Below are 23,679 nucleotides of genomic sequence, written 5' to 3'. Positions count from 1 at the left end.
TGGCTGATACATAAAATCAGCCAGCCTGCATTGTTGTTATTGAAATGCATGTGCACGGTATCGTTAACCAGCGTAACATCCAGGAATCTATGAAAATCACGATCAAATTGTGCTTGAGTGCGACCATGCTTGGCTTGTCGGGTTTGCCGATGGTACATGCTCAGACGCAACAGACAGAGTCCACATTTGTTCCAGATACACCGATTACTGCAGTCACCATATTTGGTAGCTTGACCAAGCGTCCTGGTAGCACAGTAAGACGTCTTGATCGTAGCTCCGCAGGCTCATGTGCTTTCAGTTTTACGTCTTATCAAGACCAGATCATCGATGATTATCTCGACCATTTTGAAGGTCGTGGTCGCAGTACCGACAATACCAATATGGGTATGGAGGCACCACCAGGCCTGGGCGATCGCACCGAAGGTTTCCTCGACAGCAGTCCGTATGGCTCGGCAGCAGGGGGTGAGCGTCTGATTACTCCGGCAGAAGACAGCTCGCAGACCGGTGCTGGCTGTTCACAGGCGGATAGAAACTTTGCTGCTGGTCGCAATTATATTGCCCGCAAGGACAAGACCCTGGACCAGGCATTCGCCGCGTATGATGCCGGCGATTATGCCAAGGCCCTGGAAGCGTTCAAGACTTCCTATTCCGCAATAGGCTACGACGAAGCAGCCGTGATGCTGGGGAATATGTATTTGTATGGACAAGGCGCGCCGCGCGATACGCGCCAGGCCATGATCTGGTATGACAAGCTGGCGGACGCCCGCTTTAATGCATCTCAATATAGTCCATTCGACCCCAAAGATCCGGAGCGGGCATCACTGCGTGTACAGGCACAGTTGCGGCTGGCGCGCATCTACATGACGGGTTATGACGTACCTAAAGATCCAGTCAAAGCCAGGTATTGGTATAAGGCTGCGGCTGAATTGAATTTTGTTCCGGCCCGTTACGTACTGGCACGTTTTTATCAGACCGGCTATGGCGGTAGCAAAGACATCCAGGAGGCAGTGAAGCTCTACACCAATGCGGCAGAATATGTCTACGTACCGGCACAACTGTCCCTGGCCAATCTTTATTATTATGGCGATGAAGTCAAACAGGATTTGCCGAGAGCATTTGCCTGGTATCAGCAAGCGGCCAAGCACAAGAAACCGCAGGCGCTGTATGCCCTGGCGCTGATGGTTGATCAGGGGCAGGGCGTTGCCGCTGATCCGGCTAAAGCCCTGGCCTTTTACAAGGAGGCTGCGATTGCGGGGCATCCGGATGCACAAAATTCCCTGGCAACCTATTTTTATACTGGCCAGATTGTCAGCAAGGACCTGAGGATAGCGCGCAACCTGTTTCAAAGCGCGGCAATGCAGAGCCAGCCGGATGCCATGGTGAATCTGGCGGCAATGTTACTCAAGGGAGAAGGTGCCGCAGCCGACAAACCCCGAAACAGTGATGAAGATACCGTCAAGGCCTATGTCTGGTTGAAACTGGCTGCCAAACTGGGCCGCGCACCGGCAGCAGTCGCGGCTGAGAAACTGGAACCACGTCTGTCGGACGCACAGAAAGCACAGGCACAGCGCATACTCAAACCCTGATATTCATTGGTTTGAAAGAGATTCGGTTTTTATGCGACATGGAGACTCCTCCCTCCATGTCGTGTATCCACGGCTTGTTGTTAACAAGCCGTTTTTTCTTTGCAAGGCATCTTATCCTCATTGATGAAGTCACTCACATCATTCCTGATGTCGGGTGTTATCGCATTTTCCAACTATGTAAAGCTGAAAAGCTTCCTTGTGATTTGCGGGCACAGTTTTTATGATCAGCGAACCAGTGGACTGCAATTTCTGTTTGAACTGTTATGGTCCACTGTACTCATTTCACATCTATTGTTGAAATAAGTGCTAACCATCACAATAAGGATAGATAGATGAAACTTGAGACCATAGCAGTTCATGGTGGCTATACACCTGACCCGACCACGCGTGCGGTGGCTGTACCCATTTACCAGACGGTAGCCTATGCCTTTGATAATACCCAGCATGGCGCAGACCTGTTTGACCTGAAGGTGCAAGGGAATATTTATTCGCGCATCATGAACCCCACCAACGATGTGCTGGAAAAAAGAGTGGCTGAACTGGAAGGCGGGATTGCCGGTCTGGCGCTGGCATCTGGGCAGGCGGCGATTACCTATGCCATACAAACCATCGCCGAAGCAGGTGACAATATCGTTTCTGCTTCCAACCTTTATGGTGGTACCTATAATCTGTTTGCCCATACTTTACCGCAATTTGGTATAGAGACACGTTTTGCCGATTACCGTGATCCTGAATCTTTTGCCAGCCTCATCGATGAAAAAACCAAGGCGGTATTTGTTGAATCCATAGGCAATCCCCTGGGCAATATCACCGATATCGAAGCGATTGCCGCTGTGGCACACCGCCACGGTGTTCCGCTGATTGTCGACAATACCGTGCCATCCCCTTATCTGTTGCGCCCTATCGAGTTTGGTGCCGATATCGTCGTGCATTCCCTGACCAAATATCTGGGCGGGCATGGCAATTCCATTGGTGGCATCATCGTCGATTCCGGCAAGTTTCCATGGGCGGAACATAAACAGCGTTTCAAACGCCTGAATGAACCCGATGTGTCTTACCACGGCGTGGTGTACACCGAAGCACTGGGTCCGGCAGCCTATATCGGTCGCGCCCGTGTGGTGCCGTTGCGCAATACCGGTGCTGCGCTGTCACCTTTCAATGCCTTTCTGATTTTGCAGGGCATAGAAACGCTGGCCCTGCGCCTGGACAGGATCACAGACAACACCCTGAAGATTGCGCATTATCTGGACCAGCACGCCAAGGTGAAATGGGTCAACTATGCCGGTTTGCCAGAGCACCGGGATCATGCGCTGGCGCAAAAATATCTGGGTGGCAAACCTTCAGGCATCCTGACTTTTGGTCTGGATGGTGGTCGCGATAGTGGTCGTGAAGCGGGTGGCCGTTTCCAGGACGCATTGCAGTTATTTACGCGTCTGGTGAATATTGGTGACGCCAAGTCACTGGCTTGCCATCCAGCCAGCACTACGCACAGACAGTTGAATCCGGATGAACTCGCGAAAGCCGGTGTGACTGAAGATACAGTGCGCCTGTCTATCGGGATTGAACATGTGGATGACCTGATCGCTGATCTGGAACAGGCATTGGCTGCTGCCTGATCGCCCTGGCTAAACAGCTTTGCAGAACGTATACCTGTTAGCGACATACGTTCTGCTTGTTTAGCTGTTGTCGTCTGCCGCTGATGCCGGCACCAACGGTAGCATCTGCAGTTTGAAGAAGAATTCGCTGCCTGCATCGATGCCTGATTCCAAACCGACGCTGCCACCTTCCCTGCACGTAGTGGATACGCTCCCTGGTTTTAAGTGCAAGTGCCGCTACTGCAGGGAGCTTGATATCTGTTTTTCAGATAAATAACAACATTTTTATTCGTTTTACGCCTTAGATAAATTCGGTACATTGAAACTCTGTTACGAACCAAATTCGTTTTTGTTGTTAGAACCTGTTTACGATCTGTAGCGAGCGGGCGTCAGCGGGATGAAGAGCAGCGCAAAAAGCGGAATGTACACTAGTACATGAGCATTTTGAGCAGCGCATGAGTCCCGATCACGTACGCGCAGTAAGATCGCAAACAGGTTCTTAGCCAGAGTATTCTATGACCGATTCTACATATGCATCTACCGAATTGCCGTCTGCCAATCAGACGGGTGAAACCAGGTCTTCTGGTAGTGAAGACCACGCCCTGGCCAATGCCAGGTCATCTGCCCTGGCAGCAGGCCTGGCGTTTTCAGGCAGTCTTGCCGCGGCCGATGCCTGGCGTCTGCTACAGAGCGCTCAAGCCATCCTGGTAGATGTGCGAACGGCGGAAGAACGCAAGTTTGTCGGCTATGTGGCCGATGCCGTTCACGTGCCCTGGGCCACAGGCACAGCGCTGACCCGCAACCCAAGATTCGTCAAGGAACTGGAAGCCAAGGTCAAAGACAAGTCCAGGATCATCCTGCTGCTGTGTCGTAGCGGAAAACGTTCGACAGCTGCGGCTGAAGCCGCGGCCAAAGCAGGTTTCAGCAATATTTTCAATGTGGCAGAGGGCTTTGAAGGTGACCTGAATCCAGACCAGCAACGCGGCCAGCTTGGCGGCTGGCGCTTTCACCAATTGCCGTGGATACAGGATTAAAGCGACGTCATCCGCTCCATTGTTACAAGAAAAGAAAGGTAAAAGCAGATGGTCAGCTATACAGAAGAGACAGCCACACAGTCAGTAACGCCGGTCAGGGATCAGCGTGCTTCACTGTTTGGCGTAGAGCAGGTTGTCAATGAACTGGCGGCCGTCAGGCATGCATGGCGACGTCGTCAGCAACGTTCATCCGAACCGGGCGGGCGTGAATTGCCATCCCGCGATGCGCTGGCAAGAATCATTTCCGACCTGCGTGGTGCATTGTTCCCCATGCGCCTGGGGCCACCTGAGTTGCGTCAGGAAAGTGAAGATTTTTATGTCGGCCACACGCTGGACACGGTGCTGCATTCGCTGCTGAGTCAGGTCCGGCTGGAACTCAGCTACACCTCGCGTTATTACGAGCAGGAAGATTTGCACATCGAAGACCGCGCCCTGCATATTGTACGTGAATTTTCGCGTGCATTGCCGGCGATTCGTTCACTGCTGGATAGTGATGTGATTTCTGCCTATCAGGGTGACCCGGCAGCACGTACCGTGGACGAGGTGCTGCTCTGCTATCCCGGTATTCTGGCCATGATACACCACCGCATAGCCCATCAGTTATACCAGTCCGGCGTGCCTTTGCTGGCACGCATTGTGGCAGAAATCGCCCACGCCCAAACCGGCATCGACATTCATCCGGGGGCCAGTATCGGCGCAGGTTTTTTCATCGACCATGGCACCGGAGTGGTGATAGGTGAAACCGCCATTATCGGTCAGCGAGTACGTATTTATCAGGCCGTGACCCTGGGCGCCAAGCGTTTCCCTACTGACGACGAAGGCAAGTTGCAAAAAGGCTTGCCACGGCACCCGGTGGTGGAAGATGACGTGGTCATTTATGCCGGTGCCACCGTACTGGGGCGGGTGACGCTGGGGCGTGGTGCCATTATAGGTGGCAATGTCTGGGTAACGAATGATGTGGCTGCCGGTTCCCATGTCAGCCAGGCCAGCCTGCGTCATGAACACGGAGCACTTCCTTCCCCTGCATTGTAGGCAGACCAGGCATATATAAACCTCGCAGATTTTTTTTACAACAGGCTTTGCCTGTTTTTGATGTGCCTGAAATTTTTATTCTTGAGATTTTCAACAGTTCCGATCCACCGTATTTTTTTATGGAGTAAGCAATGACCGATGTGTCTTCCAGTAATTTCGCACTCAGTGATAACGCCGCCAGGCAGTTAGCGAATGCAACAAAAACCGTTCCTCAGTTATCCACCATTTCACCACGCTGGCTGGTGCATTTGCTGCAATGGCTGCCGGTAGAGGCAGGTATCTATCGTCTGAACAAAGTCAAAAATCCTAAAGATGTCAGGGTGGCCTGTTCCCAGCGTGACGAGTCCGAATTGCCACAGACCTTTGTGGATTATGATGAACAGCCGCGTGAATACTTCCTCAATGCGGTGGCAACCGTACTGGATGTACATACCCGCATTTCTGATCTGTATAGCAGCCCGCATGACCAGATCAAGGAACAACTGCGCCTGACGGTAGAAACCATCAAGGAACGTCAGGAAAGCGAACTCATCAACAATCCTGATTACGGCTTGTTGGCGAACGTGCATGATGAGCAGCGTATTTCCACACTGACCGGTGCACCTACTCCCGATGATCTGGATGATCTGTTGACCAAAGTCTGGAAAGAGCCTGGCTTCTTCCTGGCCCATCCCCTGGCGATTGCTGCCTTTGGTCGTGAATGCACACGCCGTGGTGTGCCACCGCCAACGGTGAGTTTGTTTGGTTCCCAATTCCTGACCTGGCGCGGTGTGCCGCTGGTACCTTCAGACAAATTACCTATTGAAGATGGCAAGACCAAGATCATCCTGTTACGCGTAGGTGAAAAACGTCAGGGCGTGGTTGGCCTGTTCCAGCCTGGTCTGGCTGGCGAACAAAGCCCCGGCCTGTCGGTGCGCTTCATGGGCATCAACCGCAATGCCATTGCGTCGTATCTGATTTCCCTGTACTGCTCGCTGGCGGTGTTGACGGATGATGCGGTTGCTGTTCTGGATGACGTAGAGATCGGTAAGTACCATGACTATCCTGACACCTACAAGTAATACTGGCGCGGCAAATGCAGGTTTGCCGGATGAAGCCTTGCTGAATCGCATGGCGTCGGAGTTCTTTGCTCTGGTGCCGGGGGCGGCGCAAGCTGCGGCACAGTTCTTGCCGGGTTTTGCGGAAGCGGGCAGTGCACCTGTACCTGCTGCACCCGGTCGCGTATCTTCTGTCAGCGAATCCAGCAGCAATGCCGGTGCAGCGCATACACAACCATCCATTTATGCGAGCGCCGTGCCACAGAACGGTGGCAGCAGTATTGCACCGTCACGTCCACAGGCCGGTGGCGCGCCTCCGGCAACACAAGCTGCACATGCAACACAAGCTGTATCGACTACACCCTATTATTTTATCGGTGAAGACAATGGCTATCCGGTGGCAGATGGCAGTCTGGATGGTCTCGCTGCGCAGGGGACTGGCAAGCAGTCGGATCAGACGCAGGCGCGCTCTTTTGGTTTGCCAGGACAAGATCAGTTACAGCAACTGCTGGGAGAGTTGTATCCGGCCACCACTCAATCCGCCCCGGCAGCGGCAACGGGCGTAGGGGCAGGTACAGATGCGCGTCCTGCGTATTATTTTCAACAGGGCGAGCAGGATTACTGGGATACCGCACCGCGGGCGGCCAACCCTGCACTGGCAGCACCATTTGATATCAATGCGGTGCGCCGGGATTTTCCCATCCTGGCAGAACGGGTGAATGGCAAACAACTGGTGTGGTTCGACAATGCGGCGACAACCCAGAAACCGCAGTCGGTGATAGACAGGCTCAGCTATTTTTATCAGCATGAGAATTCCAACATCCACCGCGCAGCGCATGAACTGGCAGCGCGGGCGACTGATGCCTATGAAGATGCACGCAGCAAGGTTGCCAAGTTTCTGGGAGCCGCATCGGTAGATGAAATCATCTTCGTGCGTGGCGCAACAGAAGCGATCAATCTGGTTGCCAATACCTTTGGTAAAAAGTTTATCGGTGCTGGCGATGAAATCATCGTGTCGCAGCTGGAGCACCATGCCAATATCGTGCCATGGCAGCAACTGGCGGCAGAGAAGGGGGCTGTCATTCGCGTTATCCCTGTGGATGACAGTGGCCAGGTCATCCTGGACGAGTATCGCAAGCTGCTCAACAGCAAAACGCGATTGGTCGCGGTGACCCAGGTCTCGAATGCTTTGGGTACGATTACACCAGTGCAGGAAATTATTGCACTGGCGCATAGTGCCGGTGCCCGTGTATTGATCGATGGTGCACAGGCGGTGTCACATCTGCGTGTGAATGTGCAGGCGCTGGATGCCGATTTCTATGTGTTTTCAGGACACAAGGTATTCGGCCCTACCGGCATAGGCGTGGTGTATGGCAAGAAGGCATTGCTGGATCAGTTGCCGCCATGGCAGGGCGGCGGCAACATGATCGCTGACGTGACTTTCGAGCGTACTCAATATCAACCGGCACCAGCACGCTTTGAAGCCGGTACCGGCAATATTGCCGATGCAGTGGGTCTGGGGGCGGCGATTGACTATGTCGAACGCCTGGGTCTGGAAAATATCGCTCTATATGAACATGCCTTGCTGGAATACGCAACGCATGGCTTGAAGAGCATACCCGGTGTACGCCTGATAGGCACAGCGCAGGAAAAGGCCAGTGTAGCTTCCTTTGTCCTGGAAGGGTATCAGACCGAAGAAGTTGGCAAGGCACTCAATGAAGAGGGTATTGCTGTCCGCTCCGGCCATCACTGCGCGCAACCTATCTTGCGTCGCTTTGGTGTCGAGGCCACGGTACGTCCTTCTTTTGCGTTCTACAATACATGTGAAGAAATTGATCGCCTGCTGGCAGTGGTACGCCGTCTGGCAAATCAAAAAAGGAATTGAAGCAAGGCATTTACACGCTGGTCATGCCAGGCCTGCTAGCCTTGGTGTGCCAGCGTTTTTTTATCTGCATCAGCAACAATATGCTTGCTGAAATCAAGCACAGCACAGGCGAGAGTGACATCCATATCGAGCAGATTCACCTTCTTTGGTGGCAGCAATCTGCTGTGGTCTGCTGTAATCCACTTGAAATGCAGCAGCGTCCTGCATATGCATATCTGAATTAATTCGCTTACTTTTTATCGTACACACGGTATATTCAAGCTGTCTTTACCCCTAGAGGATTTTCAGGCTCGCGCAGTGTGGCGAGCCATTTTTTTTAGGCAATCACCAATCAGGATGAGTCGGCGAACAGGTGCACCCACTTTGCCTATCCCTGATCGCGAACGGCATAGCAACCAGGTCAGGACATTCACAGCGTCCATAGCATGAAATGGTAAAGCTGATCCGGGTTTCGGGCCATGGATGTTACACCTGGTATGTGTGGGCTTGGAGTTTTTCCTGGCCCTGTGGCTGAAATACACATGGCCATGACATTGATCATGCACACACCAGACCCAGTACCTTCATTGTTACGACTGTCGGCAAGAAGGCCGCTGCGATCATTGGTATTAGTGCAAGCGTCAAGAAACAGGATTATGATAAGGGGCGCTGGGCGTCAGTATTGCCAAAGCCTGTAGCGCCCGCCCCGACAGTTACCGTCCGTTTAAATAAATTATAGAATCAGGAGAATAAGATGACACGTCAGACCGCAAATGATTTTAAACCTGAAGTACTGCGTTTATTTGATCAGTATGTGCATGGCGTTATTGATCGCCGTGCTTTTTTGCATTCGGCCAGTAAATACGCAGTCGGTGTAGTGACTGCAGAGACTTTATTGCAACAGCTTAGCCCCAATTTCGCGCAGGCCCAGCAAGTACCAAAGACGGATGCGCGGATACAGGCCAAGTATGTTGAATATCCTTCACCCCAGGGTTCTGGCAGCTTGCGTGGCTATCTGGTCACTCCCGCCGAAATCAAGGGGAAATTGCCGACGGTGCTGGTAGTGCATGAAAACCGGGGCTTGAACCCACATATCGAGGATATAGCCCGACGCCTGGCGCTGGATGGCTTTATTGCCTTTGCCCCGGATGCGCTGGCGTCGCTGGGCGGCTACCCTGGTGATGAAGACAAAGCGCGTGAACTGTTTCCCAAACTGGATCAGAACAAGATACGTGCAGACTTTATTGAGGCCGCTGCGATACTGAAAAAACTACCAGAAGGCAACGGCAAGGTAGGTGTGGTCGGGTTCTGTTTTGGCGGCGGCATAGCCAATTTCCTGGCGACCAGAATCCCCGACCTGGCTGCTGCAGTGCCTTATTACGGCGGTCAGCCAAGTGAAGAAGATGCTGCAAAAATCAAGACACCACTCTTGATACATTATGCCGGTACGGATGAGCGCATCAATGCCGGATGGCCCAAATATGAAGCCGCACTGATCAAGGCAGGGGTTAAATACCAGGCGTATGTCTACGCCGGTGTGCAGCATGGATTTAACAACGACACGACACCACGTTATGACCAGGCAGCCGCAACATTGTCCTGGCAGCGCACAGTAGAGTTTTTTAAAACCAATCTGCGGGCCTGACATTGCAAGCTATTCTTCATGACTTCATTCGGATAAGTCATGAAGAACACTGCACAATAATTCTGCTTTCAGCTACAACAGTTGGGCATGCACGTGGCGCAATAAAATGCCCGGCTATGGAATTCTGCATTTCAGTCGAAACACACTCAAATGCAGTTTCCCCTCTGAAATTTATGAGACTGCCAAAAGAGCTATTTTATTTTTTTCCCCAACACGTTTAAGCTGCTGGCCGGTAAATTGACAGTGATGCTGGCAGCATCACTGTCACCGGCGCTGCGTGCGAGGATGACTTTATAGGCTGCTGCATTAATCTGCCAGGTTTTTGTCTTGCTGTCGTACATACCCAGCAAACGCAGATCGACGTTCAGGCTGACTGATTTGCTCTCGCCGGGAAGCAATTCAACTTTATCCCATGCAACCAGACGTTTTGGTGCCTCCCATTTACCGGCAGTCGGCGAGACATATACTTGCGGCACATCCTTGCCAGCTACTTTACCGGTGTTGGTAACCGTAAATTTAACTTGCATAGTATTGTTGATGTACTTGCTGCTAAAGCCAGAATAAGCGAACTTTGTATACGATAAACCGTGACCGAAGGCGAATAAAGGTTTAAGTCCTTTTGCATCAAACCATTTATAGCCTATCGTTGCACCCTCATGATAACTGACATCGAAACGCTGATCTGGCTTGGCTGGATCACCATCCAGAACTGGTCGGGGCAATTGGCTTTCTGATGCTGCGAAGCTTACCGGCAGATGACCAGACGGATTGACTTCGCCAACCAGTACGCGTGCAATTGCTTCGCCACCACTTGTGCCGGGATACCAGGCTTCCAGCACAGAAGCAACCTGGTTAATCCATGGCATCGTGACAGGTCCACCGGTTTCCAGTACGACCACGGTTTTTTTATTGGCAGCAGCAAGTGCTGTAATCAAGGCATCCTGATTAGATGGAAGCGAGAGGGAAACAGCGTCATTGGCTTCGCCTATCCATTGCGTTGCAAAGACAAGAACGATATCAGATTGCGCGGCGAGGGCAGTTGCCGCTTTGATGTCTGTGCCCGTATCGTAGCTTATTTGCGCCTGCGGCATGTAACGCTGTATTGCCTTTAATGGTGATGAAGGGTGATAAACAACCGGCCCTGGCCAGGCAGCAGGCTCCAGGCCTTTGACTGCATTACCACCAATTGGATAGACCTGCGATGATCCTCCACCCGAAAGTACACCCACATCTGCGTGCGAGCCAATAATCGCTATCTTTTTCAAGTCCTTATGCAGAGGCAATACATTCGCATCATTTTTTAACAGGACCATGCCTTCTTCCGCACCGTATTGACTGACCAGTGCATGTGCGGCGAAATCAATGGTGTTGTCTTTGGGAACCGGGTAATCGAACAGGCCTTTGTCAAACATGGTACGCAGGATGCGTTTAAGCATGTTATCGAGACGTGCCTGGGGAACTGCGCCATTTGTCACGGCCTCTTTTAAGGCACCGGAAAAATAGGGACTGGCGTCAAATTCCCAACCTGATTCCTGATCCAGGCCATTATTTGCCGCTGCCACCGTGCTGTGGGTCGCGCCCCAATCGGACATGACATAGCCATGATATCCCCAATCAGCTTTTAATACCTGGTTGAGCAAGTAATCATTTTCGCAGGCATAGACACCGTTCAAACGGTTATAGGAACACATGACAGAACCGGGATCAGATTTTTCAATCGCAATTTGCATTGCCAATAAATCCGACATGCGGGCACTGGCATCATCGATCTTGGCATTGAGTGTGAAGCGCCCGGTTTCCTGGCTATTGACAGCATAGTGTTTTAAAGTGGAAATGACATGATTGGATTGAATGCCATTGATTTGTGCTGCAACAATTGTCCCTGCGAGTAAAGGGTCTTCGCCCGCATATTCAAAATTGCGGCCATTGCGTGGTTCACGCATGAGATTGACGCCACCCGCAAGCATGACGTTAAAACCGGACGCACGCGCTTCAGCGCCTATCATGGCACCGCTCTTAAAGGCCAGCTTTTGGTTCCAGCTTGCGGCAGTCGACATACCCGAAGACAATGAAGTACGCTCACGTGCTGTTGGCCCGCTTCCCTGTGTCGCTACACCAACGCCTGCATCGGTTTCAAATTGCGCGGGAATTCCCAAGCGTGGCACGCCTTCTACATAACCAGCCGAGTGGGGTATTGCGGCAGGATGCATCTTCAAATTTTTCCAGGCAAGCTCTGAACCGAAATGGCCAAATACCAGTTTCAATTTTTCATCCTGCGTCATTTCTTTCAGCACCAAATCCGCACGCTGATCGGCAGTGAGAGACGTATTCATCCATGGTATGGATGTCACCACCGTGTTTACCGGGTGCAGATCTGCAGAATTTGCGCTTGCAGTGCACAGGATGCCAGCGACGGCAAGTACTGAAATTTTTAGCTTAAACATGGTTCCTACCTAAGTTGGGAAATAGTAATTTAGTCGTTTATAAGGTGTCAGCAACTGACACAATGGGTAAAAAAACTATGTAGGATTTACACAAAACCGCCCTGGCTGCGTTGTAGCTCCTGGCCGTATAAAAACTGTCGTCGCTGATGCCTTGCCAGTACGATTTTGCGTAAGTCCTGCTATTCTAATTTAATAAATATTGAAATGGGAAGCTTTCCAATAATGCGAAGCACTTGTGTAAAATCAATTGTCTAGCTACCCCCTGACATAGCAAAGGCAGGATGTCCGTCTGCTTTAAAGTGTATAAGTCTTGCGTGTCTCAAAGGCTTCCTTCCAGATGTATCGCTTCGCCGGGTTTAAGCTGTATATCAATCACTTTGTCGGCATAGCGAACTTTTCCAGCACCAGACCCTGCTACAGAGCGTATCGTTGCTGTACTGAGTTTGCCGTTCACCCAGGCGATGTCAACTTCAAAGCCACCGCGTGCGCGCAAGCCTTTCACTGAACCTGTTGGCCATGAGGATGGCAGTGCCGGTAGCAGGTGAATTTCACCAGTTTGTGACTGCACCAGCATTTCACAAATGGCGGCGGTGGCACCGAAATTGCCATCGATCTGAAATGGTGGATGGGCGTCGAACATATTGGGGTAGGTGCCCCCTGCATTATTGCCCTCACTGCCAGTTCCAGCTTGCTGGGCCGCACGTGCGCCCGGCTTGGCGAGTTGGCCGCGCAGCATTTTATAAGCGTGATCACCGTCAAGCAGCCGTGCCCAGTAAGCCGTTTTCCAGGCCATAGACCAACCTGTGCCAGCATCGCCACGGCCTTCAAGTGATTTGCGTGCTGCGCTGGCAAGTTCTGGCGTCTTGGTAGGGGAAATCTGGCGTCCGGGGAACAATGCAAATAAATGGGAAACATGGCGGTGGGTATCACCAACTGTATCCAGCACGGGATCTTTCTTCTCATTCAACCATTCCAGCAGCTGCCCCCAACTGCCGATGCGTGGTGTAGCGAGTTTGTCCCGCATGGCTGCCAGTTGATTGCGAAACGCCTGATCGTTACCAAGTATGTCGGCTGCTTCAATGGTGTTGGTGAATAAATCCCAGATGATTTCCTGATCGTAAGTGACACCGTCTTCGATAGGGCCATGTTCCGGTGACCAGCCTTGTGGGGCAACGAGACGTCCATCTGGCAAGGTTTTCAAATGATCTTGCCAAAATGTGCAAACTTCTTTCATCATTGGGTAGGCGACAGTACGCAAGAAATTCAGGTCTTGTGTGAAAGCATAGTGCTCCCAGAAATGTTGCGCATACCAGGCATTGCCCGTCTTGTTCCATATGTAGCCCGTGGCACCAAATGGATTGGATTCTGTACGCACAGCCCAGCCGCGCACAGGTTTTTTGTCTTTGGTGAGAAATGTTTCTTCAGGAGGATGAGATTTTCCATTGCTTTCAACTGGTCTGGCAGGGTGAGCAATTGCATGCGCTGCGGTTGCAGAGACCAGCTGACGATAGATAGGTGTGACTCCCTGCACAAAAGAAAAGAAGGGTTGCGCCAGTTCATGCAGGTTGGTTGGCTCTGCTGGCCAGTAATTCATTTGGATGTTGATATTGGTGTGGTAATCCGAATTCCAAGGCGGGGTCAAACTGTTGTTCCAGAGCCCCTGGAGATTGGCTGGCAGGGAGTCGCGTGAGCTGGAGATCAGCAGGTAGCGTCCGAATTGAAAAAACTGCGCTTCAAGTCCGGGGTCACCGCCTTCTGTCGTATAAGCCTCTATGCGTTTGTCAGTCGGCAGTGCGCGGCGTAGTGGTGATGTTTCACCCAGATTGATGGTGACGCGGTCAAACAGTGCATGAAAATCTTTTTGGTGTTCAGTACGGAGCGCAGTCACTGTACGGGCCGCAGCAGCACTCACCTGCGCCGTCACGCGTGGCAATGGATGTGCGCCTTGAAAGTTCTTTGTCGGATCAATGATGTAACTCGTACCTGCTCCAAGGATAAGGGTAAGCGAATCGCAGTTGGTAAAGTTGATTTGATTATCACTGATGACGACAGTGCCGCCTTCATTCAAGACTTGAACCTGACTCACATAATCCATGACGTTGCCGGACTGCGGCGGCGGTGCTGACTGGTTATTTTTTCGCTGTTGAGGCAGTACATATCCAGCGAGCGATCCGCTGGCGTAGATACGGTTTCCCGTGGCTGAAATATGTGCGTCATGCATGTCCGTGACTGCTATCGATCCTGTGTACTGACCCGGTTTGTCGGCGGTGAGTCGCATGACAATGACTTGTGCCGGATAACTGGCAAAAGCATCACGGTGAAATCTGACGCCATCGTGTGTGTAAGTGACGCTGTGCACACCTTGTTTGAGGTTGAGTTCGCGTACGTAGTTGCTGCTTGCCTTATCATGATCAGGCAGATTTATGTAGACGTCGCCAAATGCCTGATAGGCACCCATGAGTTTGCTGTCGCCGGTCCAGAGCGTAATGTCGTTGAATTGAATGTGCTCGCGCGCGAGTTGACCGAAAATCATGGCACCTATACGTCCGTTACCAATGGGAAGTGCCTCGCGCTCCCACCCTTGTGGTGTGTCAGGAGCTGGCGCAAGGTAACGCAAGGTCAGATCGTTGGCAGTGCTGGCCCCGGCCACGACGGTGACAAAGAAAAGTGTGAGCAACAATACACAGCGCAACAGGATAGTCATATAGCGTAAATACACCGAAAAATTGTAGAATACTTGCGATTAGTTGTTGCTCAAGGCGTGCCTGCCAACAATGCACACCCAATGTACATCCTAAGCACCACTTTGTGCCGTCCGGATGCCACAGCATTGCATTGTCGATCTTATCCAACCTGACTATAACAAGACATTGCGATTCTACTCAAGGAAATGATGGGCTTGGAAATATTGAACAGCGGACAAAGCAGCAAATTGAACACAATGAATGTTTGCGCTCGCAATCCGGACAATTTAACAACCGTCTTGTCCTGTCACCGGTGTACCGAACACGATTCCGCGCCCTGCTGTACTCATATACACGGTGCCAAACTTATTCATGTCACCTACCACAAACTGACCATCTCCTGGCCCGCCATATTGATGGGCATCGTCATTGATACGCACCCAGCTTGCTCCAACATCTTTCGAGCAGAATAGGCCGCGAGTACCCGCAACAGTACCCCATATGTAGACCGTGGGGTAGTTTGATCCCGCTGCCGCCTTGCCAAATCCAACAGCTGCCGCATAACTGACGTTGTTCAAGTAGGCAATGCTTGCTCCCGAATCAGTAGCACGTGCCAGGCCACCATCATATAAAGGCAGCCAGATATCACCTTCCCTCCCTGGCGCAGCACGCATCAGCTTTGAACTTTTCCCTGACGAGATTCTGGCCACTTCAGAGAAACTGATACCCGCATTTGTACTGACCAAAAGACGGTCGCCATGTAAGGCATAGAATTTATTGCCGTTGACTGCATCCGCAACCGGTCTCGCATTGCTGATGTCGAGTCCGGCAATCACAGTCCAGCTCGTCCCTGAGTCAGTTGAGTAATAACTGGTCGTTGATCCTTCGGGGCTATGCAAAATAACTTTTCCATCGGCACTGATAGCGACCTGGCCATTCTTTCCATTCATGCTTGCGGTTTTTGTCCAGCTAATGCCCATATCTGTCGATATATACATGGCGCTACCTACGCGCACGATCACATGCGTGGCTTGTGTTGCAAAAGCCAAACCGGTTGTGGTACCCATTGTTGGTGCATTGATGGTGGCGTACTGTGCCACATCACTATGACGGAAACCATCATAGTCGCCTATCGCAGAAATGATAGGACCGCCGGGAATACTGATTAAATTTAATGGCACTGTTTCTTCCAGATTCGCGACATTAAATTTCCATGTCGCAGGCACGGCGTCTATATTTGATGTCTTAAAAACGCCATTGCCGGAGACCACCATCACGGTTTTGGTGTCATAGGGATCGAACTCGATGCTGCCCGCCCAGTGGATAGAATTAGCCTTTATCCAGGCTATGCCATTCGTGTCTAATGTAAATCCACGTGCATAAATATCAATCCAGGTCTTGCCACCATCTGTGGTCAAGAAAATCTTATCTCCACGGCCACCAGATTGAAAGTAATTGATGGTGGAGACAATGATGCGGCTACTATTATTTGGATCAACAGAAATACCTGCATAAGCACGATTCAGCCTTGGTGTGATATTAGTCCAGTTGCCGGTAGATATTTTATATTTCCAGACCTGCCCCTGATCCATGCCTTCGCTATTGCGACTGTCTCCCCAGGGGCCAGCACCGTTGGCATAGGTAATAATGAGATCGTCATCAGCAATTACTGCGCGGTGCGGCATTAAAGCAGTTGGCCCGCCAGTGACAGCCGTAAATGTTTGGCCAGCATCTGCCGACATGTACAGATTGTCACCTGCAAGAGCATAACGGGATACACCCAAAAATAGTCTTTGTGTCGCCTTGTCCGAAATGCTGTGTGGGTCCAACACCACAAAACTTATACCATTGCGATTTGACGTGGTGTTCACATCCAGGTTGGCGAGATGCTCCCAGGACAAACCGCCATCGACACTTTTGAATATTCCATTGGCACGCGTACCAGCGTATAAGATATTGCCGTTGGCGGGGTCTACTTGCAATTTCTCGCCGGTATTGCGCCCCATGCCATTACCATTTACCTTGAACTGCCTGCTTACATCAATTTTTGTAAAAGTCTGGCCATAGTCGCTGGATTTTAAAATGGCGCTACGGCCGCCATTAAGGTAACTAATGCCTGCCAGCAGATATACCTTGTTGGTTGCAGTAGGATCAATCGCGATGGATTCGATACCCAATAAACCTGTTTCTTGGTCAGAGACCCAATCAGTCAATGGAATCCAGCGCGAATGCAGTTTATCCCAGCGATAGGCACCGCCAACGTCTGTGCGGGCATAAATTAATCCCTGCTCAGTTTTGCTGGTGATAATTCCTGACACAAATCCACCACCACCAATGGCTACGCTGTTCCAGTGGTAACTCTGGGCGTTGGCGATATTACATGCAGCTATGACAAACAATAGTCCCAGGTAACGATGGATATACACCAAGACAGTTTTCATGCTCGCTCGCTGACATGTTCATTTGTTGATTTAGTCAAGATTTTTGCCTGTCTCTTCAAAGTAAAGTAATACATCTGACACCATGTTCTTTGACAAAATCCCGAGGATATCAATGCTTTTTTCATGCGCAAGCTTCCTCATGTGCAGAGCTTAGACTTGCAATGAGAGCGCATAAAGGCTTACGCAAAACCGCCGCAGCGGCGTTGCATCACGTGGCCAGCACATGCTGGGTATTTATTGACTATGTCTCACCATATTTATTATTGCGCTTCTACAGATGCGGAGTTTGCATAGTCCATAGTAGCGCTTTCAATCAATTCTAAATCGGCTGTAGTTCGCTGCAATTGTGAAAACCACCAAGCAGGCGAATGATATTGAGGCATGATCAGATGCGAAACGACGTGGGGCATTTGATATGCCACATCTTCTGCTTGATCAATTCAGGCCTTGCCAGAGCGATAAGTACCTGATGATGCAACGGTATGGCAGATGGAACTGGCACGGTACTACCGATGTTTGTTATTTCAAGGAGGGGTATCGATTTTGACGCAATTAATGTGGTTTTTAAACATACGCTTCTGTATTTATAGTTTCATCAGCTTAAGAATCAGTTCGATTGACAAATAATATAAATTGCGGTGACAGACTTGGGAAGTCGCTCTGGCAGAGGGCAGGATATTGCGGGAACACCACGGGAGTTTGCCTGCCAATTATCTCCTTGCCGAATATCATTCGCCTGCTTGGTGGTTTTCACAATTGCTACCTCATAGCCTAGCTTGTAATTTATGACAAACAAAATGAATGCGTAGTGTGGTCTGCCATGCTGCCAGCATCAGCTGGAACGCGATAAAACGAGTGAGACAATTCAATGAAAATGAAGCGCACGTGTTATTTGGCCCATCGTCGGTAACGACGATCGGGCCATCTTTTCCCTTTTTGTAGTCGTCCGTTTATACCCTGCATGGTCGCAATAGGGGTATATGATGTTTTGTCCGGCGTCAATGCGGCCAGCCGATAAAAAGCGGCGAATCATGACGCAGGCATAAAATTTGGTCGTATATCGCCATCTGGATTTTTTTATCAAAAAATGGAAACGTTACCAAATTAAATAAAAGGTTTTTATATAGGACTTACGCAAAATTGTCCCAGCATGGCGCCAGCGACGAAGACAGTACTTTAGTACGGCAAGGAGCTGCAACGCAGCTGGGGCGGTTTTGCGTAAGTTCTATTACAGATGAATTGTCCGGTTTTACTTTGTCAACCAGCACGATCTAATGAGGGAGGTATTGATTTTTCAATTTCAAATTTGCAGTAAATAAGGCATGTGAAGAGCGTAGAAAATCCAATAGATAAAAAATCGCAAACCGAGTCAAACGGGGGAAGACAAGATGAAACAATATAATAAAACCGCTATAGCACTGGCAGTGGCACAGATTGCTTTGATGTCGAGTAGTGCAGTGATAGCGCAAGTGGCTCCAGCAACTGGTGCAGGCACAGCGCCTGCAACCAGTGAACCTGCAATTGTTACTGTCACAGGGCAGCGTGCAGCATTGAATTCAGCACAGAAAATCAAGCAAAATTCTGACGAAATCGTCGACTCTATCGTTGCTGACGATATCGGCAAACTGCCAGATCGCTCGGTGACAGAAGTCTTGCAGCGTGTTGTGGGCGTGACCATAGACCGCACCATGAGCAAAAGCGATCCCGAGCATTTTTCGGTGGAAGGATCTGGCGTCTCAATTCGCGGCCTGAACTATGTGCGTTCAGAACTGAATGGTCGGGATTCATTTTCTGCCAATGGTGGCCGCTCTTTGAATTTCGAGGATGTTCCGCCTGAGCTGATGGCCGGCGTAGACATCTACAAAAATCCTTCTGCAGAACAGATTGAAGGGGCCGTCGGCGGTCTGGTCAATCTTCGTACTGCACTGCCGTTTGATTTCAAGGGGATGAAGGCGGCGATTTCCACTCAGGGAACTTATTCCACGCTTAAAGGTGGCAAGACTTCACCTTCGATTTCAGGCATGTTCTCTAACCGCTGGGATACCGGCATTGGTCAAATCGGTGTTTTGGTTGACCTGGCCTATTCAGAAAGCGCGACCCGTACTGATGCGTTCCAGGTAGAACCGTATTATCCACGCACAGACGTCGTGGATGGAAAAACCGTCTGGATTCCCAAGGGCGCTCAGTGGCGGACGCTGGAATTTGATCGTAAGCGTGAAGGGGCATATGGCGCATTGCAATGGAAGAATGCTGATGTCCAGTCTTCACTGACAGTCTTCAAATCGCGCTATAAAATGCAGTGGGACGAGAATGCGATCTTCGCCCAGTCCAGTCCTTATAACATCAACGTCAGCAAAGATGCGACGTATGATGCCAGCGGTAATTTGCTCACTGGCACACTCACTGATCCTAAAGACGGCGGCATCAATTTTGGTGGTGATACAAGGTCAGCCAACCGTCAATCAGAAACGCAAGATGTATCCTGGAACCTGCGCTGGAGGCCGACCAATAGCTGGACCTTGACATCAGATTTCCAGGTCATCCGCGCCACCACACAGAGTTTCGATTCCACTGTTGCCACTGGCGTGCAGTTACCAAAGGAAAAATTGGATTTGTCTGGCAATATTCCCAACTTGATTTTTGATGCGGCGGACAGAGCCTATATGGCGGATCCCAACAATTATTACTGGGCGTTTACCATGGAGCATAAGGACCAGAGTGTCGCTCATGAGAAGGCCTGGAAGGGGGATGCCAAATATGAATTTGATCACTCTGTGCTGCGCGACATTCGCTTTGGTGCCCGCCTCACTGATCGCGATTCCCTGACACAGAATTCCAATCCCAGCTTTAACTGGTCTCCCATTTCACAACCATGGCAAGTTGGCTGGAATATCAGCAAGCTGGCCTCGCTTGGCGATCCTCGCTTCAGTGGTAATACCAATCTTCATGTTTTCGACAATTTCTTCAACGGTAAAGTCGCTGTACCATCATTGATTTTCCCTAACGTGGCGTTGGCTACGGGCTATCCTGACAGTTATGCTGCCTTGCACAAGTATCATGACATTTTGTGTGCAGAGCAAGTCAAGGCGCAGGGTTGGGGTAGTTGCGATCCCTGGGTACCAGCAAGCTTTGGCACGGACCCGTCGGGTACCAACAGTCAGAGTGAAAGAACCAAAGCTTTTTACAGCCAGCTTCGCTTTGGCTTTGATGACCTGAAATTCCCGGTTGATGGCAATATTGGTGTGCGATATGTCAGCACGGATGCGACCGCGCACGGTTACACGGTCTTTAAATCGACTCTGCCGACCATACCCGCAGGTGCCACCGTCGCCGGCAGTATCGTGCCAAACATCCCGGTTTTTGCCAAGGATCAGAACTACACTAATTCGTACAGCAATGTTCTTCCCAGCCTGAACCTGAGGATGAAAGTCAGTGACAAACTGCAGTTCCGGTTTGCTGCCGCTTCTGCCATGTCACGTCCTGATTTCAGTCAACTGCAAGGCTACACCGCACTTTCGGAAGACGTTAAAACAACCACCACCACCGTAGGCAATGTCAGTACCGTGAGAGTCGACCAGGTTAGTTTAACCGGGATAGCATCCGGCAATCCCAACTTGAAGCCCGCCACTTCAAATCAGATTGATCTCACCGCTGAATGGTACTTTGCGCCAGCAGGTTCATTGACGGTTGCCGTCTTTAACAAACGACTTAAAGATATCATCATCAATAGTGTGTATAGCTACCCTATACCGGACGTGACCGGGACGATGCAAAGCTTTACCGTTACCGGGCCGATTAACGGTGCCAAGGGTACGGCGCGCGGTATAGAAGTGGCGTATCAGCAGTATTTTGATAAGCTGCCTGGCTGGATGTCAGGGTTCGGGATACAAGCCAATTTTACCTACGTAGACAGCCATCAGGATTTGTACAAGCCAGTTAACCAGACTTACTGCACAGGAGGTAACACTGCCGATAATTTGAATCTGAATCTCAATGGCTGCGACGTCAATGGACTCACTTTTGGTAATCTGCCGCTGGTCAATTTGTCGCGTCAGTCTTACAACCTTGCTCTCATGTACGACAAAGGGCCGATATCCGCCCGTCTGGCCTACAACTGGCGTTCCAAAAGCCTGCAAGCGGTTAACGTCAATGGCACTCAGGGTAGCGACGGTACAGATAGCAATCCGGCGAGCCCGACTTACGGCCAGCATAACGTAACCTGGGGTTTGCCGACCTGGGCTGATGCGTATGGTCAGCTGGATGCGTCTATTTTCTATAAAATCAATGAACAATGGTCATTCGGGCTGGAAGCGCAGAACATCAATGACGCACAGTTCAAGCAGTTGATGGATCAGCATACAGGTACCAAAGGAAGGGCCTGGTTTGTGTCAGGTCCGCGTTATACGGCGCAAATGCGTTACACCTTTTAAAAAACGGCCTCTGGCGGACTGCCGGTCTGGTTTTCAGATCGGCAGATCTGTCATTGCATCCGTGATTTTTTCCTGGCGATATCAATTGATATCACGTGAAATCTATATAAACAATGGGATCTACGCATGAATAATGTTACCGGCCATCTCCTGACTTTTTTAAGCGTGCTGACCCTGGCTACCAGCAGCCTGGCGGCCGAGCCAACTGTGCCAGCTGCACGTGCTGCAAACCAACCACAATTGATTCAAAAAGACGGACGCTATACCCTGATGGTTGATGGCGCTCCTTTTGTGATGTTAGGTGCGCAAGTACATAATTCAAGCAATTATCCTGAAGCGCTAAAGAAAGTCTGGCCTGCTATTCAGGATATGCATGCAAATACGGTGGAAATTCCGGTTGCCTGGGAACAGATAGAAGCGGTAGAGGGAAAATTTGATTTTAGCTATGTAGATACGCTACTGGAGCAGGCACGTCAACACAAAGTACGTTTAGTGTTATTGTGGTTCGGGACCTGGAAAAACACAGGGCCGCAATACACGCCTGAATGGGTCAAGTTTAACAATCAGCGTTTCCCGCGCATGATGGATAAGAATGGCAAAGTGAGCTATTGCCTTTCACCTTTTGGTGAAGAAACCTTGAAGGCCGACAAGAAAGCCTTTGTTGCATTGATGAATCACATCAAAAACCGTGATCAGCTACATCATACTGTCATCATGATGCAGGTGGAAAATGAAGTTGGAACCTACGGTCTGGTGCGTGATTTCAGCCCCCAGGCACAGGTCAGATTCAAGCAAGACGTGCCTCAAGCGGTGCTGGATCATAAAAAATCTCCAGTTGCTTTAGCTGCAAAAGGCAGCTGGTCAGAAGTATATGGCGATTATGCAGATCAATATTTCCATACCTATGCGATAGCCAGTTATATTGAAGAAATTGCCAAGGCAGGACGTGCGGTTTATGACTTGCCCATGTATGTCAACAATTCCTTGCGTGATCCTTTGGAGCCTATGGCACCCTGGAAAGATAATTTCGCCAGTGGTGGCCCGACCTATGATGCAATCGACATTTATAAAGCCGCCGCACCCCATATCGATATCGCTGCGCCTGATATCTACAGCGCTGATTCAAATAAATTCAAGGCAACCCTTGATCGGTTTCAACGTCAGGACAATGCCCTGATGCTGCCGGAAATGGGCAATGCCGCCGAATATGTCCGGTATGCCTACCTGGTTTTGGGTCGTGGTGCTTTGGGCTTCTCTCCCTTTGGTATCGACTATACCGAATACAGCAACTTCCCTTTAGGTTCAAAGATGACCGGCAAACCTATGGTGGAACCGTTCGGCAAGATCTATGCAGCTTTCAGGCCGATGGAGCGGCAATGGGCACAGTGGGCTTTTGAAGGTCGTACCTACGGCGTTGCAGAAAATGATGCACGTACAGACCAGACGATCAGTCTTAAAAACTGGAAGGCCACGATCTCTTTTCGTGAATGGCAATTTGGTGACAAAGGGATGTTCCCAGGTATAAAAGACTTACCTGAACATACAGATATACCTAATGGCGGGGTCGCTATTGCCCAAATTAGCAACAATGAATTTATCATCGTCGGGCAATATGCGCGAGTGAGAATTGACTGGGCAGGCGCTAACGATGGCAAGACCTCCATGTGGGGCCGGGTGGAAGAAGGGCACTATGATGCGTCGGGAAAATGGATCATGGAACGCAATTGGAATGGTGACCAAACCGACTATGGACTTAATCTGACAGGTACCCCGGTGGTCCTTAAAGTCAGAATGGGTATGTATTAGAGCCATAATATTAGCGCCATAAGAGCCATACAAAGTGCCACTGAAGATCAGTGCTGCCATAAAAAATACAGGAGACAACGC

At 50.5% G+C, this 23,679-nt stretch carries 13 protein-coding genes; 10 read left to right on the top strand and 3 right to left on the bottom strand.

Annotated elements, in window-relative coordinates:
- Positions 1-89: 89 nt before the first annotated feature.
- The 8 genes from ACO0LM_RS15620 to ACO0LM_RS15585 all read left to right on the top strand — a co-directional run bounded on the left by ACO0LM_RS15620 (position 90) and on the right by ACO0LM_RS15585 (position 9,793).
- Positions 90-1,586: a tetratricopeptide repeat protein gene (locus tag ACO0LM_RS15620; protein ID WP_423038195.1), complete on the top strand. Its 1,497-nt coding sequence runs from the start codon at positions 90-92 to the stop codon at positions 1,584-1,586.
- Between the two features lie 332 nt (positions 1,587-1,918).
- Positions 1,919-3,202 (top strand): O-acetylhomoserine aminocarboxypropyltransferase/cysteine synthase family protein, encoded by a 1,284-nt coding sequence (locus ACO0LM_RS15615; RefSeq protein ID WP_423038194.1) that lies wholly within the window; start codon positions 1,919-1,921, stop codon positions 3,200-3,202.
- Positions 3,203-3,696: 494 nt separating this feature from the next.
- The gene (locus tag ACO0LM_RS15610) at positions 3,697-4,215 is read left to right on the top strand and encodes a rhodanese-like domain-containing protein (protein WP_423038193.1); all 519 of its coding nucleotides are present in this window, start codon (positions 3,697-3,699) and stop codon (positions 4,213-4,215) included.
- Positions 4,216-4,263: 48 nt separating this feature from the next.
- Positions 4,264-5,247 (top strand): serine O-acetyltransferase EpsC, encoded by a 984-nt coding sequence (gene epsC, locus ACO0LM_RS15605; RefSeq protein WP_423038192.1) that lies wholly within the window; start codon positions 4,264-4,266, stop codon positions 5,245-5,247.
- Positions 5,248-5,378: 131 nt separating this feature from the next.
- The gene (locus ACO0LM_RS15600) at positions 5,379-6,308 is read left to right on the top strand and encodes a family 2A encapsulin nanocompartment shell protein (protein WP_422984193.1); all 930 of its coding nucleotides are present in this window, start codon (positions 5,379-5,381) and stop codon (positions 6,306-6,308) included.
- Positions 6,283-8,169, top strand: a complete 1,887-nt coding sequence (locus tag ACO0LM_RS15595; protein ID WP_423038191.1) for a family 2A encapsulin nanocompartment cargo protein cysteine desulfurase — start codon at positions 6,283-6,285, stop codon at positions 8,167-8,169. The genes ACO0LM_RS15600 and ACO0LM_RS15595 overlap by 26 nt, the downstream gene beginning before the upstream one ends.
- Positions 8,166-8,393 (top strand): hypothetical protein, encoded by a 228-nt coding sequence (locus tag ACO0LM_RS15590; protein WP_423038190.1) that lies wholly within the window; start codon positions 8,166-8,168, stop codon positions 8,391-8,393. Before ACO0LM_RS15595 ends, ACO0LM_RS15590 begins: the two co-directional genes overlap by 4 nt.
- A 509-nt stretch (positions 8,394-8,902) precedes the next feature.
- Positions 8,903-9,793, top strand: coding sequence for a dienelactone hydrolase family protein (locus ACO0LM_RS15585; protein WP_423038189.1), 891 nt, complete (start codon positions 8,903-8,905; stop codon positions 9,791-9,793).
- 191 nt (positions 9,794-9,984) lie between these two features.
- On the opposite strand, the gene ACO0LM_RS15580 is transcribed toward ACO0LM_RS15585, so the two are convergent.
- From ACO0LM_RS15580 to ACO0LM_RS15570, 3 genes are all read right to left on the bottom strand, one after another.
- Positions 9,985-12,237 (bottom strand): beta-glucosidase family protein, encoded by a 2,253-nt coding sequence (locus tag ACO0LM_RS15580; RefSeq protein ID WP_423038188.1) that lies wholly within the window; start codon positions 12,235-12,237, stop codon positions 9,985-9,987.
- 319 nt (positions 12,238-12,556) lie between these two features.
- Entirely contained in the window at positions 12,557-14,941 is a 2,385-nt protein-coding gene (locus ACO0LM_RS15575) for a glycoside hydrolase family 95 protein (RefSeq protein WP_423038187.1), read from the bottom strand.
- A gap of 267 nt (positions 14,942-15,208) precedes the next feature.
- Positions 15,209-17,362 (bottom strand): exo-alpha-sialidase, encoded by a 2,154-nt coding sequence (locus ACO0LM_RS15570; RefSeq protein WP_423038186.1) that lies wholly within the window; start codon positions 17,360-17,362, stop codon positions 15,209-15,211.
- A 1,388-nt stretch (positions 17,363-18,750) separates the two neighbouring features.
- Between ACO0LM_RS15570 and ACO0LM_RS15565 the strand changes: the two genes are divergently transcribed.
- Both ACO0LM_RS15565 and ACO0LM_RS15560 read left to right on the top strand, forming a co-directional pair.
- Positions 18,751-21,792 (top strand): TonB-dependent receptor, encoded by a 3,042-nt coding sequence (locus tag ACO0LM_RS15565; protein WP_423038185.1) that lies wholly within the window; start codon positions 18,751-18,753, stop codon positions 21,790-21,792.
- A gap of 126 nt (positions 21,793-21,918) precedes the next feature.
- Positions 21,919-23,598, top strand: a complete 1,680-nt coding sequence (locus tag ACO0LM_RS15560) for a DUF5597 domain-containing protein (protein WP_423038184.1) — start codon at positions 21,919-21,921, stop codon at positions 23,596-23,598.
- The last annotated feature ends 81 nt before the right edge of the window (positions 23,599-23,679 follow it).

Origin of the sequence: Undibacterium sp. Di26W (genome assembly GCF_049340265.1) — a bacterium.
Classification (GTDB): Bacteria; Pseudomonadota; Gammaproteobacteria; order Burkholderiales; family Burkholderiaceae_D; genus Undibacterium.
This window is presented reverse-complemented; position numbering and strand designations above follow the sequence as displayed.

Bases quoted from the DNA above. Each gene is read 5' to 3' on its own strand.
- ACO0LM_RS15620 (WP_423038195.1), top strand. From the start codon at position 90: ATGAAAATCACGATCAAATTGTGCTTGAGTGCGACCATGCTTGGCTTG.
- ACO0LM_RS15615 (WP_423038194.1), top strand. From the start codon at position 1,919: ATGAAACTTGAGACCATAGCAGTTCATGGTGGCTATACACCTGACCCG.
- ACO0LM_RS15610 (WP_423038193.1), top strand. From the start codon at position 3,697: ATGACCGATTCTACATATGCATCTACCGAATTGCCGTCTGCCAATCAG.
- epsC (WP_423038192.1), top strand. From the start codon at position 4,264: ATGGTCAGCTATACAGAAGAGACAGCCACACAGTCAGTAACGCCGGTC.
- ACO0LM_RS15600 (WP_422984193.1), top strand. From the start codon at position 5,379: ATGACCGATGTGTCTTCCAGTAATTTCGCACTCAGTGATAACGCCGCC.
- ACO0LM_RS15595 (WP_423038191.1), top strand. From the start codon at position 6,283: ATGACTATCCTGACACCTACAAGTAATACTGGCGCGGCAAATGCAGGT.
- ACO0LM_RS15585 (WP_423038189.1), top strand. From the start codon at position 8,903: ATGACACGTCAGACCGCAAATGATTTTAAACCTGAAGTACTGCGTTTA.
- ACO0LM_RS15580 (WP_423038188.1), bottom strand. From the start codon at position 12,237: ATGTTTAAGCTAAAAATTTCAGTACTTGCCGTCGCTGGCATCCTGTGC.
- ACO0LM_RS15575 (WP_423038187.1), bottom strand. From the start codon at position 14,941: ATGACTATCCTGTTGCGCTGTGTATTGTTGCTCACACTTTTCTTTGTC.
- ACO0LM_RS15570 (WP_423038186.1), bottom strand. From the start codon at position 17,362: ATGAAAACTGTCTTGGTGTATATCCATCGTTACCTGGGACTATTGTTT.
- ACO0LM_RS15565 (WP_423038185.1), top strand. From the start codon at position 18,751: ATGAAACAATATAATAAAACCGCTATAGCACTGGCAGTGGCACAGATT.
- ACO0LM_RS15560 (WP_423038184.1), top strand. From the start codon at position 21,919: ATGAATAATGTTACCGGCCATCTCCTGACTTTTTTAAGCGTGCTGACC.